Genomic DNA, 19036 nt, shown 5'->3' on the forward strand with positions numbered 1-19036 from the left:
CCCGTGCCGCCCCTCGCGCGCCTGATGCGCCGGATCGGCATCGAGGCCGTCCCGCATCCGACCCTCCGCGGCATCGCCCTGCTCGCCGCCGGCGTCGCCGCCTTCGCGGGCGCGTTCATCGCGGGACGGCGCGAGTTCGTCCTCATCGGCGTCGCGCTCCTCGCGCTGCCGCTGCTGGCGGCCGCGTGGCTCGTCATCGCGCGGGTGCGCCTGCACGTCGAGCGGACGTTCACGTCGGCCGTCGTCGAGTCCGGCACGCCCACCACGGTCACCGTGTCGGTCGCGAACGCGGGCGGCATGCCGACCCCGCGCTCCTGGGTGCTCGACCTGGTGCCGGGCGCCGACGGCGTGACGCCGCCCGCCGAGCTGCCGCCGCTCCGGGGCACGGCGCGCGGAAGCCGCCGTCCGGGCGCCCGGCCCGTGCTCCGCTACGACCTCACGCCCGAGCGGCGCGGCATCCACGAGGTGGGGCCCCTGGCCGTCGAGGAGCACGACCCCTTCCGCCTGATGGGGCTGCGCCACGTCGCGGGCGCCACCTCGCGCCTCGTCGTCACCCCGCGGATCGCCGACCTCGAGGCGGAGCCCGGCGGCCAGGTGTCGTCGGAGGGCGAGTCCGAGCGCGTGCAGCGCCGCGCCGACGGCGGCGAGGACGACCTCGGCACGCGCGAGTACCGGGCCGGCGATCCGCTGCGCCGCGTGCACTGGCGCGCGACCGCCCGGCACGGCGAGCTGATGGTGCGGCAGGAGGAGCAGCGGTCGAGCCCGCGGTCGATCGTGCTCCTCGACACGCGCAGCGCCGGCTTCCCGCTGCACGCGGACGACGACGGCGACGGCGACCGCGCCTTCGAGCGCGCGGTGGCCTTCGCGGCCTCGGTCGGCGTGCACCTGCAGCGCGGCGGATACGCGGTGCAGCTCGTGGAGACCACCGGCGGATCCGCCCCGGGCGCCTCCTCATCGGCCCGCGCGGGCGACGCCGGCGCGGAGGACGAGCTGCTGCGGCACCTCGCCGAGGTGCGCCCCGCCGCCGTCGACCCCGAGCGCGACGGCGTGCAGGAGGCCCTCGCCGACCTCCGCCGCAGCCGCCGCGCCGTCCCGATCCACGCCGTCCTCGGCCACCTCGACGAGCCCGAGGCGCACCGGCTCGCGGGCTTCGGCGCCGCCTGCCGTCCCGCCGTCGCGTTCCTCGCCCACGCCGGGCGGGTGGACGGGCACGACGACCGCGAGGCCGTCCGGATCCTCCGCGAGGCCGGCTGGCGCACCGTCGTCCTCGACGAGGGCACCCGCCCCGCCGACGCCTGGCGCGCGGCCCGCACCGAGGAGATGGCGCGATGACCGACCTCGACGCCGTGGGACTCGGCGGCCGCGAGCACTGGACCGTCGAGCCGCGCCCGCTCCCGGGCGAGCGCGCGGGACGCCCCGCGAGCCCCGGCACCGGCACCGGCACCGGCACCGGCACCGGAGGCGACGGGCGCGGACGCCCCCGTCGCGCCCTCGGCGCCGGACGCGCCGCCGCCCGCTGGCCCGTCACCGCCGCCCTCGGGGTCGCGCTCCTGGCGGGCGCCGCGAGCCTCCACCTCCTCATCGAGCCCGGCGCCTGGTTCGTCCTCTGCGTCGTGGTCGTCGCGGCCGTGCTCGGCTCCGCGGCGCTCCTCCGCGCGGCCGGCGTGCCGCGCATCCTGGCCTCCGCCGGCGGGCTCGTCGTGCTCGTGCTCCTCGTGACGCTCGTCTTCGCGGGGCGCACCGCGCTGCTCGGCCTGATCCCCACGCCCGAGACCGTGCGCACCCTGCTCGCGGTGGGGCAGCAGGCGGGGGAGGAGATCTACCGCCGGTCGGCGCCCGTGCCGCCGCTCGCGTCCATCGTCTTCGTCGTCGTCGCGTCCGTCGGCGCCCTCGCGGTCGTGCTCGACGTGCTCGCGCACGCCCTCCGCATGCCCGCCGTCACCGGGCTGCCGCTGCTGATCCTCGTCTCCGTGCCGGGCGCCGTGCTCGTGGGCGAGTTCTCGGTCGCGTCCTTCGCCGTCACGGCGCTCGCGTGGTTCGCCGTGCTCGCGGCCGACGCCCGGGAGACCGACCGCGACGGCGGCTGGAGCGCATCGGGCCTGCTCGGCGGCGCGCCGCGGGTGCCCGGGCGATCCGCGCCCGCGCGCCCCGCCGGATCCGCCCGCACAGCGCTCGCGTCCGCGGGTGCCCTCGCGGGCGGCGCGGTCGTGCTCAGCCTGGTCGTGCCGGCGATCGTCCCGGGGCTCACGGAGGCCACCTTCCCGGAGGCGTCCGGCTCCGGATCGGGCGGATCACGCGTCGTCAACCCGATCCTCGACCTCGGCGACGACCTGCGCCGCCCCGTCGACGTCGAGGCGCTCCGCTACAGCACGGCCTCGCTCGAGCCCCTCTACTTCAAGGTCACGACCCTCTCCCGCTTCGAGGGGGACGAGTGGGCGCCCTCGCCGCTGCTCCCGCCGGACGGGAACACGGTCGACGCCATCGGGCCCGACCTCGCTGCCGGGTCCGACGTGCCCGTCGACGAGGTCGACACCCGCGTGCAGGTCGAGGGCTCCTCCAGCGCCTGGCTCCCCGTGCCCTACGCGCCCCGCAGCGTCGACGGGCTCGAGGGCGCGTGGCGCTGGTCGGAGCAGGGCCTCGCGATCCGCTCCTCCGACTCCGACAGCCGCGACCAGAGCTACACCGTGCGCTCCGAGCTGCCGCGCCCCACCCGCGAGCAGCTCGAGGCCGTGGCGCCCGCGCGCGACGACGACCTCGAGCCGTTCCTGCAGGTGCCCGCCGGCACGCCCGCGATCGTCGGCACCACCACCGCCGAGGTGCTCGCGGGCATCGACTCCCCGTACGAGCGGGCCCTCGCGCTCCAGCGGTACTTCACGGACGGCGCCTTCCGCTACTCCGAGGACGCACCCGTGCAGCAGGGCTACGACGGCAGCGGCGTCGACGTCGTGGGGGAGTTCCTCCGGGTGCGCTCGGGCTATTGCGTGCACTTCGCGTCGGCGATGGCGATCATGGCGCGCGAGGCGGGCATCCCGTCCCGCGTCGCCGTGGGGTACCTGCCGGGCGACCAGGTGGGGCGCGACGGCGACCTCGTCGAGTACCGGGTCGGATCCCACGACCTGCACTCCTGGCCCGAGCTGCACTTCGCGGGCATCGGCTGGATCGCGTTCGAGCCCACCCCGGGCCGCGGCCAGGCCGCGCCCTACGCGCAGCCGTCCGCCGCGCCGACGGCCGCGCCGACCCCGTCCGCCGCGCCCACGCCATCCGCCGCGCCGACCCCGTCGTCGACGCCCGCGCCCACGACCTCGGCGGCGCCCGGGGCGAGCGGCGCGTCCGGCGCGCGGATCCCGTGGGCCGCGCTCGGCACCGCCGCCCTCGTCCTCCTCGTGCTCGCCCTCCTCGCGATCCCCGCGCTCGTCCGCCGCATCCGGCGCACGGGCCGGCTGCGCGCCCTCGAGGCGGGCGACGCCCCGGTGGGGACCGCCTGGCGCGAGGCGGAGGACCAGGCGGTCGACCTGGGCATCCCCGTCCCCGACACCGAGTCCCCGCGCGAGCTCGGCCGGCGCCTCACCGGCGACGACGACGCGCTCGCCGACCCGGTGGCGCTGCTGGTCGGCGCGCGGGAGCGGGAGCGGTTCTCCCGCGGCGATGCGCCGGTCGACGAGGCGGCCGGGGCCGCGCAGGCGGTCGCCCTCGTGGCGCTGGGCGACGCGCTCCGGGCGCGCGCGGGCCGGGCCGACCGGATCCTCGCGACCGTCGCGCCGCGCTCGCTCGTCCGCCGCCGCCCCCGGGACGACGACGCGTCGGGCGAGCCGCGCGGACCGGGCGCCGGGCAGGCCGCGTCGGACGCGCCTCGTACACTCGGAGGATGACGGGATCCGACGCCGCGCTCGCGGGCGTCGTGGGCGGCCGCACCGCCGGCGTGCTGCAGAAGGCCTTCGGCCTGCGCACCGTCGCCGACCTCCTCGAGCACCTGCCGCGCCGGTACGCGCGCCGCGGCGAGCTCACCGCCCTCGCCGAGCTCCCGGTGGACCAGCAGGCCACCATCGTCGCCGAGGTGCGCGAGGTCCGGGAGCGCCCCATGCGGGCGCGGCGGGGCAGCATCCTCGAGGTGCGGATCACCGACGGCCGCGGCTTCCTCACCCTCACCTTCTTCAACCAGGCGTGGCGCGCCAAGGACCTCGTGCCGGGCGTCCGCGGCATCTTCGCGGGCAAGGTCAGCGACTACCGCGGCGCCCTCCAGCTCGCCCACCCCGACTACGAGCTCTTCGACGCGCACGAGGGCCCCGAGCTCTCGGGCGGCGAGCCCGACGCCGCCGCGCGCCGCTGGGCCGAGATGCCCATCCCCATCTACCCCGCGACCGCGTCGATGGCGAGCTGGCAGGTCGCGAAGTCCGTGGCCCTCGCGCTCGACGCGGTCGACGACCTCGAGGATCCCGTCCCCGCCGACGTCCGCGCCGAGCGCGGCCTCCTCCCGTACCGCGAGGCGCTCGAGGGCGTGCACCGGCCCGAGAAGGACGTGGACTGGCGGCGCGGCCGCGACGCCCTCCGCTTCCAGGAGGCGTTCGTGCTGCAGACCGCGCTGCTGCAGCGGCGGCAGGCGGCGCGCGCCCTGCCGGCCACCCCGCGGATCCCGACCCCCGGCGGCCACCTCGACCGCCTCGACGCGCAGCTGCCCTTCGAGCTGACGGGCGACCAGCGGCTCGTCGGCGAGGAGATCGCGACCGACATGGCGCGCACCTGGCCCATGAACCGGCTCGTGCAGGGCGAGGTCGGCTCGGGCAAGACGCTCGTCGCGCTCCGGGCGATGCTCGCGGTCGCCGACACCGGCGGCCAGTCGGCGCTCCTCGCACCCACCGAGGTGCTCGCGAGCCAGCACCTCCGGTCGCTCACCGCGTCCCTCGGGCCGGACCTCGCGGCGGAGCTCATGCCCACGCTCCTCACCGGCCAGCTGTCGACCGCCGAGCGGAAGCGCGCGCTGCTGCGCATCGTGAGCGGCCAGGCGCGCATCGTCGTCGGCACGCACGCGCTCCTCGGCGACCGCGTCGAGTTCCTCGACCTCGGCCTCGTCGTCGTCGACGAGCAGCACCGGTTCGGGGTCGACCAGCGCGAGGCGCTGCGGCGGAAGGGCGGCACCCCGCCGCACGTCCTCGTGCTCACGGCCACGCCCATCCCACGCACGGTCGCGATGACGGTGTTCGGCGACCTCGACGTGTCGACCATCGCCGAGCTCCCGAGCGGGCGCCAGCCCATCGAGTCCTTCGTCGTCCCGCTGCACGAGCACCCGGGCTGGATCGAGCGGGTCTGGGAGCGGACGGCCGAGGAGATCCAGAAGGGGCGGCAGGCGTTCGTGGTGTGCCCGGCCATCGACCCGCAGGATCCGGACGCGGAGGACGAGGACGCCGCCGAGGGCGCCGACGACGCGCCGTCCCGCCCGGCGCTCGCGACCGTCACCGAGGTCGACGCGCTGCTCGCCGCCCACCCGCGCCTCGGATCCGTCCGCCGCGCCGTGCTGCACGGCCGCATGACGGGCGAGGAGAAGGACCGCGTGATGCGCGCGTTCTCCGCGGGCGACATCGACCTCATCGTCGCCACCACCGTCATCGAGGTCGGCGTCGACGTGCCGAACGCCTCGACCATGGTGATCCTCGACGCCGACCGCTTCGGCGTCTCCCAGCTGCACCAGCTCCGCGGTCGCGTCGGTCGCGGCGGCGTGCCCGGCCTCTGCCTCATGGTCACGCACGCCGAGCCCGAGACGGTCGCCCGCGAGCGCGTCGACGCGGTCGCCGCGACCCTCGACGGGTTCGAGCTGGCCCGGGTCGACCTCGAGCTCCGCCGCGAGGGGAACGTGCTCGGCACGAACCAGTCCGGGGGGCGCTCCTCGCTCCGGCTGCTGCGGGTGGCGCAGGACGGCGACCTCATCGAGTCCGCGCGGGAGCACGCCCACGACGTGCTCGAGGCGTCGCCCGAGCTCGAGGGGCACCCCGCGCTCGCCCGCGCGCTCGCCCGCCGGCTCGACGACGAGGAGCGCGCCTTCCTCGACAAGAACTGAGGCGGCGCCCGCCGTAGGCTGGCCGGATGCAGCGGATCGCCGTCGTCCCCGGATCGTTCGACCCCGTCACGCTCGGCCACCTCGACGTGATCCGCCGGGCCGCCCGGCTGTACGACGAGCTCGTCGTCCTGGTCGTGCACAACCCCGGCAAGACCCCCATGCTCCCGCTCGAGGAGCGCGTCGCCCTCATCGAGCGCGTCATCCGCGACGCCGGGCTCCCCGCGTCGGTGCGCGTCGACTCCTGGGGCGCGGGCCTGCTCGTCGACTACTGCCGGCAGGCGGGCGCGTCCGTGCTCGTCAAGGGCGTGCGATCCCAGCTCGACGTCGCGTACGAGACGCCCATGGCGCTCGTGAACCGCGACCTCGCCGACGTCGAGACCGTGATGCTGCTGCCGGATCCGGCGCACGCGCACGTCTCCAGCTCGCTGGTCCGCCAGGTCGAGGCGCTCGGCGGCGACGTCGCGCCCTACGTGCCTCCCGCCGTGGCTGAGGCGCTGGCCGTCCGGCGGGCCCGCTGACGACCTGTACCGTGTACGGGTGTCCCGGTTCCAGAAGACCCCATTCACGGTCAACGTCCACGACATCGTGCACCGCCCCGGCGAGATGCGCGAGCTCGACCTGACCATCACCCTCCCGGAGCGCATGGGCGAGGGCCTCATCAGCGTCCCCGAGGGCCGCGAGATGCTCGTGAGCGTCCGGCTGGAGTCCCTGCACGATGGGATCCTGGTCACCGGCGACGTCGACACGGTGGCCGACGGGCAGTCCGCGCGCACCCTCGCCGACATGCAGCAGCGTGTCCAGGTCGATTTCGCGGAGATGTTCGCGTACTCTCTTGATGAAGCTTTCGACTACCAGGTCCAGGACGAGCACGTGGACCTGGAGCCGGTCATCCGGGATGCGGTGGTCCTTTCACTTCCGTTCCAGCCCGAACTGCCGGGCGAGGACCTCGATCTCGATCTGGGTCCCGGCATCAGCCTGGTCCTGGCGGACTCCGATCCGGAGCCCGTGATCGATCAGCGCTGGGCGGCCCTGTCCGGCTTCCGAGCTTCCGAAGACAGCGGTGCGGCGCGTGAAGACGCCGACACCGAAACGCAGAGAGATGAGAGTTAGCCATGGCTGTACCCAAGAGGAAGATGTCCCGATCCAACACGCGTGCGCGTCGCTCGCAGTGGAAGGCCGAGGCTCCCACGCTCGTCAAGACCATCGAGAACGGCAAGGTCGTCTACTCCATGCCCCACCGCGCGCGCGTGGTCGAGGACGCCGCCGGCACGCCCCTGTACATGGAGTACAAGGGCCGCAAGGTCGCCGACGTCTAGTCGCGACCCGCACGGTACGTCGGACATGACCGACACCCCGGGATCCCGCGTCCACGGCGACCGCGACGCGCTCCGGCGCCTCCTCGCCGTGGACGTGAGCCCCGAGCTCCTCGAGCTCGCGCTCACCCACCGCTCGTACGCGTACGAGCACGGCGGCCTCCCGCACAACGAGCGCCTCGAGTTCCTCGGCGACTCCATCCTCGGACAGGCCGTCACGGTCATGCTCTACCTCGAGAACCCCGACCTCGACGAGGGCGAGCTCGCCAAGCGGCGCGCCAGCCTCGTCTCGAGCGTCGCCCTCGCGGAGGTCGCCACGCGCATCGGCCTGGGCGAGCACCTGCTGCTCGGCCGCGGCGAGGAGCTCACGGGCGGCCGCGCCAAGTCGTCCATCCTCGCGGACACGGTCGAGGCCATCATCGGCGCCTGCTACCTGGACGCCGGGGGAGAGGCCGCCACCGGCCTCGTGCTCCGCCTCATCGCGCCGCTCCTCGAGGACCCCGCGCGCTTCGGCGCCGCCATGGACCCGAAGACCGCGCTCCAGGAGAGCGCCGCGCGCCAGGGTCTGCCCGCGCCCGTCTACGTCGTGAGCGACAGCGGCCCCGACCACAGCAAGCGCTTCCACGCAGTCGTCACGGTGGGCGACGCCGTGCGCACCACGGGCGAGGGATCCAGCAAGAAGCAGGCCGAGATGACGGCCGCGCTCGAGGCGTGGACCCGCCTCGAGGCGCGCACCACGGCCTGACCCGCGGTGCCCGAGCTCCCCGAGGTCGAGGTCGTCCGTGCCGGGCTGGAGCCGGCCGTGACCGGCGCCCGGATCACCGGCGTCGAGATCCTCGACCAGCGCTCGCTCAAGCGGCACGACCCGCTCGAGGGTGCGTTCGTGGACCTGCTGGTCGGCCGCGTGATCACCTCCGCCGTCCGCCGCGGCAAGTTCCTGTGGCTGCCGCTCGCGCCGGACGCGGGCCGCGACGCCACCGGGCCGCGCGCCCTCGTCACGCACCTCGGCATGAGCGGGCAGGTGCTCCTCCGCGAGCCCGGCTCCGACCCGGACGGGCTGCTGCGGATCCGCATGGGCATCGAGCACCCCGCGCACGGCGAGCTCGTGGTCGCCTTCGTCGACCAGCGGATCTTCGGGTCGATGGCCGTCGACCGCCTCGTCGCCACGCCCGACGGGCACGCGGCGGGTCGCGGATCCGACGCGGCCCTCGTGCCGACGCAGGTGGCCCACATCGCGCGCGACCCGCTCGACCCGGCCTTCGACGACGAGCTGCTCCTCGACCGCCTCGCGAGGCGTCGCACGGGCGTCAAGCGCGCCCTGCTCGACCAGACCCTCGTGAGCGGCATCGGCAACATCTACGCGGACGAGGCGCTGTGGGCCGCGCGCATCCACTACGCGCACCCCACGGATGGGCTCGGCCGGGGACGCGCGCTGCGGCTCCTCGCCGAGGTGCGGCACGTGCTCGCCCGCGCGCTGGCCGAGGGCGGCACGAGCTTCGACGCGCAGTACGTGAACGTCAACGGCGCCTCCGGCTACTTCTCGCACTCGCTGAACGCCTACGGCCGGCAGGGGAAGCCGTGCCCGCGCTGCGGGAACGCGATCGTGCGCGAGGCCTTCATGAACCGGTCGAGCCACTACTGCCCGCACTGCCAGGTGCTGCCGGATCCGGACGCGGCCGCCGCCTGACCGGCACCGTCGCGCGCGGCTCCCGGGCGGGCGCGCGCCGTCCGGTACCGTGATCCAGACCATGAGGCGAGGAGGGCGGCGGGCGTGCACCTGAAGAGCCTGACCCTCAAGGGGTTCAAGTCGTTCGCGCAGCCCACCACGTTCCAGTTCGAGACGGGCGTCACCTGCGTCGTCGGGCCGAACGGATCCGGCAAGTCCAACGTCGTCGACGCCCTCGCCTGGGTCATGGGCGAGCAGGGCGCCAAGACCCTCCGCGGCGGGAAGATGGAGGACGTCATCTTCGCCGGCACCTCCACCCGCGGGCCGCTCGGCCGCGCGGAGGTCACGCTCACGATCGACAACGCCGACGGCGCGCTGCCCATCGACTACACCGAGGTGGCGATCCGCCGCACGCTGTTCCGCAACGGCGGCAGCGAGTACGCGATCAACGGCACGTCCTGCCGGCTGCTCGACGTGCAGGAGCTCCTCAGCGACTCCGGGCTCGGGCGGGAGATGCACGTCATCGTCGGCCAGGGCCGGCTCGACAACGTGCTGCGCGCGACCCCCGAGGAGCGGCGCGGCTTCATCGAGGAGGCCGCGGGGATCCTCAAGCACCGCCGCCGCAAGGAGCGCACCCTCCGCAAGCTCGAGGGCATGCAGGCGAACCTCACGCGGCTGAACGACCTGGCGGGGGAGATCCGCCGCCAGCTGAAGCCGCTCGGGCGGCAGGCGGAGGTCGCGCGGCAGGCGCAGACGGTGGCCGCGGTCGTGCGCGACGCCCGCGCGCGGCTCGTGGCCGACGAGGTCGTGACCCTCCGGCGCGCGCTCGCGGAGCACACGCGCACCGAGGAGGAGCGCACGACCGAGCGGATGGTGCTGCAGGAGAAGCTCGACCGCGCCGTGCTCCGGTCGGAGCGGATCGTCGAGGAGCAGGAAGGCGACGAGGTCGACGGCGCGCGCCGCACGGCGTTCGCCCTCGAGCAGGTGCAGGAGCGCCTGCGCAACCTGCTCTCGCTCGCGCAGCAGCGGCTCGCGCTCCTCGGATCCGCGGACGACGCCCCCGAGGTCGCCGGCGGCACGACGCCGGCGCAGGTGCAGGAGTCCCGCGACGAGGCCGAGCGCCTGGTCGGGCTGATCGGCGAGGCCGAGGCCGGTTGGGCATCCGCCCGCCAGGCGACCGCCGCGGCCCGGCAGGCGCTCGACGCGCTCGACGAGGAGATCCAGGCGCAGAGCGCGCTCGTCTCGCGGCACGACCTGGAGATCGCGGGGCTCACCGGTCGCGCGGAGACGGCGGGCTCCCGGCTCGCGGCCGTGCGCGGCGAGGTCCTCCGGCAGCAGAACGCGCTCGACGCGGCGCGCGCCCGGCTGACCGCCGCGGAGGCGGAGCGGGAGCGCGGCGAGGCGGAGGGCGAGGCCGACGAGCAGGGCGGATCCGAGCTGACGCGCGCCTACGAGGACGCCCAGGCCGACGTCGCATCGGAGGAGTCCGCGATCGAGGCCGTGCGCGAGGAGCTGCACGCGAAGGAGCGGGAGCGCGACGCGCTGGCCGCGCGCGAGCAGGCCCTCGCGAGCGCGCTCGACCAGCGCGACGGATCCAGCGACCTCGTCGCCGCCGGCCTCCCCGGCATCCGGGGCCTCCTCGCCGAGCACGTGCACGTGCGGGCGGGCTTCGAGGCGGCCGTCGCCGCGGCCCTGGGCACGCTCGCCGACGCGGTGCTCGCCGACACCCACGAGGACGCCGTGGCGGCGCTCCGCCGCGCGGTCGACGACGACCTCGGCCGCGTCGAGGTCGTCGTGGCGGGATCCGGCGGGACGGCGGACGCTCCGCCCGCCGCCGCCACCGACGACGCGGTCCCGGCCGCCTCCGTGGTCGACGCGCCCGACGGCGTGCGGCGGATCCTCGCCGGCGTCGTCATCGTCGACGACCTCGCGCAGGCGGTCGCGCTCCTCGACGGGCCGGACGCGCCGGCCACCGCCATCACGCGCGCGGGCGAGGTCGTCCAGGCGCACGTGCTGCGCGGCGGATCCGGCGCCACCCGCTCCAAGCTCGAGCTCGTCGCCGCGCGCGAGGCCGCCGCCGCGACGCTCACGGGCGTGCGTGCCCGCATCGACGACCTCCGGGTGGACCTCGCCGCGGGCCGCGAGCGCCTCCGCGCCGCCCGGGAGCGCGCGTCCGCCGCCCTCGGCGGCCTGCGCGAGGCCGATGCGCGGCTCGCCGCCCACGCCGAGCGTCTCAGCCGCTCGCGCGCGCAGGCCGAGTCCGCCGCGGCCGAGCTCGCCCGCGTGCAGCGCGGCCTCGACCTCGCGAGCGCCTCCGTCGAGGAGGCCGTCGCCGCCTCCGATGACGCGCGCCGCGCGCTCGACGAGGCGCGCTCCCGCCCGCGGCCCGTCCTCGACGCGAGCGGCCGCAACGCCCTCGTCGCCGAGTGGGAGGCCGCGCGCGAGGCCGAGATCGAGGCGCGCCTGCAGGTCGAGACCGCGCGGGAGCGGGTGCGGGCGGAGCAGGAGCGCACGGTCGCGCTCGAGCGCCGCCTCGCCGCGCAGCGCGCCGCCGCGGAGGAGGCCGCGCGCCGCCAGGTGATCCGCCGCCGGCAGATCGCGCGCGCCGCGTCCGTCGCCGACGCGCTGCCGGCCGTGGTCCGCGCCGCCGACCGCAGCACCGCCGAGGCCCGCCTGGTGCTCGCGCGCGCGGAGGAGTCCCGCGCCGGCCGCAACGCCGAGCTCGCCGCCCTCCGCCGCGAGGAGGCCGACCTGCGCCAGCGCCTGCACGGGATCACGGAGGACGTCCACGGCCTCGAGCTCCAGATCTACGAGAAGCGCCTGCAGGTCTCGCAGCTGCTCGAGCGCGCCGCGAGCGAGCTGGGCCTGGGGGAGGAGGTGCTCGTCGCCGAGTACGGCCCCGACGTGCCCGTGCCGGAGGAGGCGCCGCTCCCGCCGCGGCAGCGCGCGCGGCCGGCGCAGGATCCCGATGCCGACGACACCGATGACGTTCCTGGCGGTTCGACCGTCGGCGCCGAGGACACCGCGACGACCGACGACGACGACGAGGACGACGACCCCGCGGACGCCGCCCCCACCCGCCCCTTCGACCGCGAGGAGCAGCGCGCCCGCCTGCAGTCCGCCGAGCGGAAGCTCGCGCAGCTCGGCAGGGTCAACCCGCTCGCGCTCGAGGAGTTCGCCGCGCTCGAGCAGCGGCACCTCTTCCTCACCGAGCAGCTCGCCGACCTCACCGCGACGCGCGCCGACCTCCTCACGATCATCGACGACATCGACCGCACCATGCAGGGCGTGTTCGCCGCCGCGTTCGAGGACACCCGGGCGGCCTTCGACCGCGTCTTCCCGATCCTCTTCCCGGGCGGCACGGGAAGCATCCACCTCACGGATCCCGAGCAGCTGCTCACCACGGGCATCGAGGTGAGCGTGCGGCCCGCCGGCAAGCGGATCGAGCGCCTCTCGCTGCTCTCGGGCGGCGAGCGCTCGCTCGCGGCCGTCGCCCTGCTCATCGCGATCTTCACCGCCCGGCCGAGCCCGTTCTACATCATGGACGAGGTGGAGGCGGCCCTCGACGACGCCAACCTCGGGCGCCTGCTCACGATCCTCGAGCAGCTCCGCGACACCTCGCAGCTCATCGTGATCACCCACCAGAAGCGCACCATGGAGATCGCCGACGCGCTCTACGGCGTCTCGATGCGGCAGGACGGCGTGAGCGCGGTGGTCGGCCAGCGCGTGAGCCGCGAGCCGCGCGCGGCGTCCCCCGCCCCCGGCGCGGCCGACGCCACGGCCGACGCCGCCCCGGCCGCCGATCCGGAGGAGCGGGCCGCCTCCTGACGCGCGGCTACGCTGGGCACATGGCACGCACCCCCTGGTCCCTCTCCGGCGCGCTGCGCGGCATGTTCGCGAAGCCCACGATCGACGAGACCACGTGGGACGACCTCGAGACCGCCCTCATCACCGCGGACTTCGGGCCCGACGTCACCGAGGCGACCATCGACGACCTCCGCGAGAAGGTCGACCGCTACCGCACGACCGACCCCCGCGACCTCCAGCGCATGCTCCGAGAGAGCATCGAGGAGCGCCTCGCCAAGCACGACCCCACGCTCAAGCTCAGCGCCCGCCCCGCGGTGATCCTCGTGGTCGGCGTCAACGGCGTCGGCAAGACCACCACCATCGGCAAGTTCGCGAAGTTCCTCCGCAACTACGGCCGCACCGTCGTCGTCGGCGCGGCCGACACCTTCCGCGCCGCCGCCGTCGACCAGCTCGCCACCTGGGCCGACCGCGCGGGCGCCGACATCGTCCGCCCGCAGCAGCCCGGCCAGGACCCCGCGAGCGTCGCCTTCCAGACCGTCGAGCACGCGATGCGCACCGGCACCGAGATGGTGATCATCGACACGGCCGGCCGCCTGCACACCAAGGGCGGGCTCATGGACGAGCTGTCGAAGATCCGCCGCGTGGTCGAGAAGCAGTCGCCCATCGCCGAGGTCCTGCTCGTGCTCGACGCGACGACCGGCCAGAACGGCCTCGCGCAGGCGCAGGCGTTCATCGAGCACGGCGGCGTCACGGGCCTCGTCATCACGAAGCTCGACGGATCCGCCAAGGGCGGCTTCATCCTCAACGTGCAGGAGCGCACGGGCATCCCCATCAAGCTCATCGGCCAGGGCGAGGGCATCGGCGACCTCACGGGCTTCACGCCCCACGTCTTCGCGCAGAACCTGGTCGGCTGACCCGGATCCCCCCGGGCGCTGGGTCCCCTCGGGCCCCACGTGTTCGCGCGGGACCTGGTCGGCTGACCCGCCCCGCAGGCGTCCCCTGGCCTGACCCCGCCCCGACGCCGGTTAAGCTGGACCCACCATGGCTACCTTCGGAACACTCTCGGACCGCCTCGCCGAGACCTTCAAGAACCTGCGCGGCAAGGGCAAGCTCAGCGCCGCGGACGTCGACGGCACCGTCCGCGAGATCCGCCGCGCGCTGCTCGAGGCCGACGTCGCGCTCGAGGTCGTCAAGGCCTTCACCGCGTCCGTCCGCGAGCGCGCCCTCGGCGGCGAGGTCAGCCAGGCGCTGAACCCCGCCCAGCAGGTCGTGCAGATCGTCAACGAGGAGCTCGTCGCGATCCTCGGCGGCGAGCAGCGCCGCATCCAGTTCGCCAAGCGCCCGCCGACCGTCATCATGCTCGCCGGCCTCCAGGGCGCGGGCAAGACGACCCTCGCGGGCAAGCTCGGCAAGTGGCTCGCCAAGGACGGCCACACGCCCATGCTCGTCGCGGCCGACCTCCAGCGCCCCAACGCCGTGCAGCAGCTGCAGGTCGTCGGCGAGCAGGCGGGCGTCCCCGTGTTCGCGCCCGAGCCCGGCAACGGCCGCGGCAACCCGGTGCGCGTCGCCAAGGACGCGATGAAGCACGCGACCGACAAGCAGTACAGCGTCGTCATCATCGACACCGCGGGACGCCTCGGCGTCGATCAGGAGCTGATGAAGCAGGCCGCGGACATCCGCAAGGCCACCGACCCCGACGAGGTCCTCTTCGTCATCGACGCCATGATCGGCCAGGACGCGGTCGCGACCGCCAAGGCCTTCCAGGACGGCGTCGACTTCACGGGCGTCGTGCTCTCCAAGCTCGACGGCGACGCGCGGGGAGGAGCGGCCCTCTCGGTCGCCTCCGTCACCGGTCGCCCCATCATGTTCGCCTCCACGGGCGAGGGCCTCGACGACTTCGAGCCCTTCCACCCCGACCGCATGGCGAGCCGCATCCTCGACCTCGGCGACATCCTCACCCTCATCGAGCAGGCCCAGCAGGCCTTCGACGAGGAGGAGGCGATGGAGGTCGCGCAGAAGCTCGCGAGCGACAGCTTCACGCTCGACGACTTCCTCAAGCAGATGCAGCAGCTGCGCGGCAAGGGCTCCCTCAAGAAGATGATGGGCATGCTCCCCGGCATGGGCGCCATGAAGGAGCAGCTCGAGAACTTCGACGAGAAGGAGATCGTCCGCACCGAGGCGATCATCCAGTCGATGACCAAGGCCGAGCGCCAGAACCCGAAGCTCCTCAACGGCTCGCGCCGCCTCCGCATCGCGCGCGGATCGGGCATGACCGTCACCGACGTCAACGGCCTCGTCCAGCGCTTCGAGCAGGCGTCGAAGATGATGCGCACGGTCGCCCGCGGCGGCATGCCGCAGATCCCCGGCATGGGCCCGATGCCCGGCGCCCACTCGAGCCGCAAGCCCGTGCAGCAGAAGAAGAAGGGCTCGAAGTCGGGCAACCCGGCCAAGCGCGCCCAGGAGAACGCGGCCCTCGCGTCCGGCCAGCGCATCGGCGGCCCCGCGGCTCCCGCGGGCTCCGGCTTCGGCCTCGCCGGCACGGCCGCGGGCGGTGCGAACGGCGCCCCGAGCGAGGAGGAGCTCGCCTCGCTGCAGAAGTTCCTCGGGCGCTGACCGGTCCGGCCCGCACGTGCCGCGACGGCGTCCTCCCCCTCGGGAGGGCGCCGTCGTCGCATCCCTCGACGTGCGCGCCGCGGCGTGCCAGCGTGGGGGCAGCATCGCGGCGCCCGTCGCGGTCCCGCGCGTCAGGAGCTCCCCGTGTTCGCACCCGTCACCGCCTTCAGCGGATTCAGCGTGGACGACGTCCCCGCCGCCCTCGCCTTCTACCGCGGCACGCTCGGCCTCGAGGTCGAGGAGGTGCCGGAGATGGGCATGCTCCGGCTCGTGCTGCCCGGATCCGGCGCGCGCGTCCTCGTCTACCCGAAGCCGGACCACGTGCCGGCGGCCCACACCGTGCTCAACTTCGCGGTGGACGACGTGGAGGCCGCGGTCGTCGAGCTGGGCAGCCGGGGCGTCGCGATGGCGGTCTTCGAGGGGATGCCCGCGGACGCGCGCGGCATCATGCGCGGGCACGGACCGGACATCGCGTGGTTCCGTGACCCCGCGGGCAACGTGCTCTCGGTCCTCGCCGCGGACTGAGCCGCCGAGCGGCACCGCGCCCGCCGGTCAGACTGCGCAGCGCCCCGAGTCGACGGGCGCGCTCGCCCCGGCCTGCTGCAGGACGGGGGCGATCTCGTCGAGCGTCATGGCGTATCCCGTCTGGGAGTCGACGGTCGAGGTGGCGAACACGAGGCCGACCACGCGCCCCTGCGGGTCGAACAGCGCGCCGCCCGAGTCGCCGGGCCGCACGGTGCCGCGCACGGAGTAGACCTCGCGCGTGACGGGCTGCTCGTGCTGGATGTCGGTGCCGAGCGCCTCGACCACCTCGCGGATCCGCGCGCCCGTCGCCTGGTAGGGCCCGCCGCCCGGGTACCCGGCGACGACGGCCTGGTCGGCCGCGGCCAGCTCGTCGCCGAGCGGGAGCGGCGCGGCCGTGAGCCCCGGGACGGCCAGGATCGCGACGTCACGGGCGGGGTCGAACACGACGAGGTCCGCGCGGAGCAGCTCGCCCGTGCCGCCCTGCTGCACGTAGACCTCGTCGGATCCCGTCACGACGTGCGCGTTGGTGACGACGCGGTCGCCCTGCACGACCCAGCCGCTGCCGGACGACGACGTGCCGCACGCGGGCGCGGACGAGAGCACCTTGACGACGCTGGCCGCGGACCGCCGCACGGCCTCGGGCACGTCGGCGTCCGGCGCGGCCGTGTCGGCGATCGCCTCCTCGCCGTTGGCGAAGACGCGCGGGTAGCCCACGTCGTGCAGGGCGTCGTCGAGCGCCGAGAGCGCGGTGCCGCTGGAGATCGGGCTGACCCGGTCGAGCGTCTCGAGGATGCGGGACGAGGACGCGAGCTGCACCGCCGGGATCACGCCGCTGGAGCCGAGGAAGCCGCCGATGAACCAGACCGAGACGGCCCACGCCGCGAGGCCGGCCACGGCGCCGACGCCGCGGTCGAGGCCGCGCGCCGCGCCGCGCGGCCGCAGCAGCCGCGTGAGGACGCTCGCGACCTGCGCGAACACGCCACTCACGAGCGAGGTCGTGACGAGCATGAGCACGGCCGCCGCGACGGTCCGCATGATCCCGGTGGCCACGCCGAAGCTGTCGAGCAGCGCCAGGAAGGCCGGTGTGATCCAGAGGGCGAGCAGCACCCCGAGGACGATGCCGGCGAGCCCGGCCACCGTGACGATGGCCCCGCGGCGCCATCCGGCGAGGGCTGCGACGACGGCGACGACGAGGATGACGATGTCGACGGCGGGGTTCACCTCCTCATCCTGCCCCGCGTCACCGGCCCAATCCTGAGCGCAGCTCCTCCACGAGGTGCGTGACGACCGGCGCGAGCGCCCCGTCGTTCTCCTCCGCGACCCGCAGCTGCCGCTGGTAGCTCGCGCCGCCGTCGACGATGTCGAGGATCCCCCGCAGCTCGGCCTCGCAGCCGAGCGCGTCGGCCGTGGGGGAGAGGCGCTCGACGAGCGCGCGCGTGTCGTCGCCCACGAGCGCCTCGTCGCCGGCGGCGTCCCGGATGATGATCGCGTCCATGCCGTAGCGGGCCGCGCGCCACTTGTTCTCCCGCACGAACCACGGCTGCATCCGCGGCAGCTCCTCGCCGCGGTCGAGCGCGGCCGACATGTCGTGCACGAGGCACTGCACGAGGGCGGCCAGCGACGCGATCTCGCGGAGGGTCGAGACGCCGTCGAACACGCGCGTCTCGAGCGTGCCCCACTTCGGCGCCGGCCGGATGTCCCAGCGCAGCTCGCTGTGGTGGTCGATGACGCCGACGTGCGTCATGTCGCCGACGAGCCGCTCGTAGTCGGCCCACGTCGTGAGGTCGGGCGGCAGCCCCGCGGTCGGCAGCTGCTGGAACATGAGCGCGCGGTTCGACGCGTACCCCGTCTCCTGCCCGGACCAGTACGGGCTCGACGCGCTGAGCGCCTGGAAGCGGGGGAGGTGCACGAGGAGCCCGTTGAGGATCGGGAGCGCCTTGGCGTCGTCGTCGATGCCCACGTGCACGTGCACGCCCCAGATCATCATCTGCCGACCCCACCACCTGGTGCGGTCGAGCAGCGTCGCGTACCGCTCGTTGTCGGGCGTCACGTCCTGGTCGGGCCAGGAGCTGAAGGGGTGCGTGCCGGCGCACATCAGGTCGATCCCGAGGGGATCCGCCACGTCGACCACCCGCTCGATCAGGCCGGCGAGGTCGTCGACGGCGTGGCCCACGCGCGCGTGCGGCGCGCTCACCACCTCGACCGTGTTCGTGAGGAACTCCCCGGTCACGTGCGGGTGCGCGTCGTCGTGCGGGAACGAGCGGAGGATCTCGGGGGCCGCGCCCGCGAGCTCCCCGGTGCCGCGGTCGACGCACGCGAGCTCCCACTCGATCCCGACGCGGGAGGGCGGCTGCCGGGCGAAGTCGATCTGCATGCGGGTCCTGCCGTCCACGGGGTCTCGGGGCGCATGCGCCGGGTGTCGTCCGATCATGCCACGCAGGCCGTCGCGCGGGCCGGGTGCGACGCCGTGCGGCGCGCCGGGGCGAGGGGTCCCGGCGCCGCCCGGCGTCTGCCATAATGATCTGTCGAGTCCGCGATCGTCCGACCCTCTAATCAGGCGCCGCGAGACCCCATCGAACCTATGCCGAGTGTGCCCCCACGCTCACGGCCGTCAGTTCACCCCACACAAAGAAATTCAGGAGAATTGTGGCTGTCAAGATCCGTCTGAAGCGCCTGGGCAAGATCCGCGCGCCGTACTACCGCATCGTCGTCGCCGACTCGCGCACCAAGCGCGACGGCCGCGTAATCGAGGAGATCGGCAAGTACCACCCCACCGAGGAGCCCTCGTTCATCGAGGTCCAGTCGGACCGGGCGCAGTACTGGCTCTCCGTGGGCGCCCAGCCCACCGAGCAGGTCGAGGCCCTCCTCAAGCTCACGGGCGACTGGGGTCGCTTCAAGGGCGACAAGGACGCCGTCTCCACCGTCCGCACCCGCGAGGCGAAGCCCGCCTACGTCGCGGACGAGAAGAAGAAGCCGGTCCTGAAGCCCAAGACCGAGAAGGCCGCCCCCGCGCCCGAGGCCGCCGAGGCCCCGGCCGAGGCGACCGAGGAGCAGGCCTAGCCC

The 19036-nt window shown here is 74.9% G+C and carries 15 protein-coding genes; 13 read left to right on the top strand and 2 right to left on the bottom strand.

Annotated elements, in window-relative coordinates:
* The first annotated feature begins 3 nt into the window (after nt 1-3).
* The 12 genes from H9X71_RS06420 to H9X71_RS06475 all read left to right on the top strand — a co-directional run bounded on the left by H9X71_RS06420 (nt 4) and on the right by H9X71_RS06475 (nt 15973).
* Nucleotides 4-1332 carry a DUF58 domain-containing protein gene (locus H9X71_RS06420; RefSeq protein ID WP_244961850.1) on the top strand — a complete coding sequence of 443 codons (1329 nt, stop codon included), beginning with the start codon at nt 4-6 and terminating at the stop codon, nt 1330-1332.
* Complete coding sequence (locus H9X71_RS06425) at nt 1329-3869, top strand: transglutaminase TgpA family protein (protein WP_191148841.1); 2541 nt, start codon at nt 1329-1331, stop codon at nt 3867-3869. The genes H9X71_RS06420 and H9X71_RS06425 overlap by 4 nt, the downstream gene beginning before the upstream one ends.
* On the top strand, nt 3866-6049 hold the full coding sequence (locus H9X71_RS06430) for an ATP-dependent DNA helicase RecG (RefSeq protein ID WP_191148842.1): 2184 nt from the start codon (nt 3866-3868) through the stop codon (nt 6047-6049). Before H9X71_RS06425 ends, H9X71_RS06430 begins: the two co-directional genes overlap by 4 nt.
* 26 nt (nt 6050-6075) lie before the next feature.
* On the top strand, nt 6076-6567 hold the full coding sequence (coaD, locus tag H9X71_RS06435) for a pantetheine-phosphate adenylyltransferase (RefSeq protein WP_191148843.1): 492 nt from the start codon (nt 6076-6078) through the stop codon (nt 6565-6567).
* A 19-nt stretch (nt 6568-6586) separates the two neighbouring features.
* Nucleotides 6587-7159 carry a YceD family protein gene (locus H9X71_RS06440; protein WP_191148844.1) on the top strand — a complete coding sequence of 191 codons (573 nt, stop codon included), beginning with the start codon at nt 6587-6589 and terminating at the stop codon, nt 7157-7159.
* 2 nt (nt 7160-7161) lie between these two features.
* Nucleotides 7162-7365, top strand: coding sequence for a 50S ribosomal protein L32 (gene rpmF, locus H9X71_RS06445; protein WP_012038043.1), 204 nt, complete (start codon nt 7162-7164; stop codon nt 7363-7365).
* Between the two features lie 25 nt (nt 7366-7390).
* Complete coding sequence (gene rnc / locus H9X71_RS06450) at nt 7391-8107, top strand: ribonuclease III (RefSeq protein ID WP_191148845.1); 717 nt, start codon at nt 7391-7393, stop codon at nt 8105-8107.
* Nucleotides 8108-8113: 6 nt separating this feature from the next.
* Complete coding sequence (gene mutM / locus H9X71_RS06455; RefSeq protein ID WP_191148846.1) at nt 8114-9049, top strand: bifunctional DNA-formamidopyrimidine glycosylase/DNA-(apurinic or apyrimidinic site) lyase; 936 nt, start codon at nt 8114-8116, stop codon at nt 9047-9049.
* 84 nt (nt 9050-9133) lie between these two features.
* On the top strand, nt 9134-12856 hold the full coding sequence (smc, locus tag H9X71_RS06460; protein ID WP_191148847.1) for a chromosome segregation protein SMC: 3723 nt from the start codon (nt 9134-9136) through the stop codon (nt 12854-12856).
* A 20-nt stretch (nt 12857-12876) separates the two neighbouring features.
* Nucleotides 12877-13749, top strand: coding sequence for a signal recognition particle-docking protein FtsY (gene ftsY, locus H9X71_RS06465; protein WP_191148848.1), 873 nt, complete (start codon nt 12877-12879; stop codon nt 13747-13749).
* A 127-nt stretch (nt 13750-13876) separates the two neighbouring features.
* The gene (gene ffh / locus H9X71_RS06470; protein WP_191148849.1) at nt 13877-15448 is read left to right on the top strand and encodes a signal recognition particle protein; all 1572 of its coding nucleotides are present in this window, start codon (nt 13877-13879) and stop codon (nt 15446-15448) included.
* Nucleotides 15449-15592: 144 nt separating this feature from the next.
* Nucleotides 15593-15973, top strand: coding sequence for a VOC family protein (locus H9X71_RS06475; protein ID WP_191148850.1), 381 nt, complete (start codon nt 15593-15595; stop codon nt 15971-15973).
* 27 nt (nt 15974-16000) lie between these two features.
* Here the strand turns inward: H9X71_RS06475 and H9X71_RS06480 are convergent, their stop codons facing one another.
* Both H9X71_RS06480 and H9X71_RS06485 read right to left on the bottom strand, forming a co-directional pair.
* Complete coding sequence (locus H9X71_RS06480; RefSeq protein ID WP_191148851.1) at nt 16001-17194, bottom strand: MarP family serine protease; 1194 nt, start codon at nt 17192-17194, stop codon at nt 16001-16003.
* 19 nt (nt 17195-17213) lie between these two features.
* Complete coding sequence (locus H9X71_RS06485) at nt 17214-18347, bottom strand: glutamate--cysteine ligase (RefSeq protein WP_191148852.1); 1134 nt, start codon at nt 18345-18347, stop codon at nt 17214-17216.
* Nucleotides 18348-18619: 272 nt separating this feature from the next.
* Here H9X71_RS06485 and rpsP point away from each other — a divergent pair, with 272 nt between their 5' ends.
* Nucleotides 18620-19033 (top strand): 30S ribosomal protein S16, encoded by a 414-nt coding sequence (gene rpsP / locus H9X71_RS06490; protein WP_094115626.1) that lies wholly within the window; start codon nt 18620-18622, stop codon nt 19031-19033.
* Nucleotides 19034-19036 lie beyond the last annotated feature (3 nt).

Origin of the sequence: Clavibacter zhangzhiyongii, assembly GCF_014775655.1 — a bacterium.
In the GTDB taxonomy this organism is placed as follows: Bacteria; Actinomycetota; Actinomycetes; order Actinomycetales; family Microbacteriaceae; genus Clavibacter; species Clavibacter zhangzhiyongii.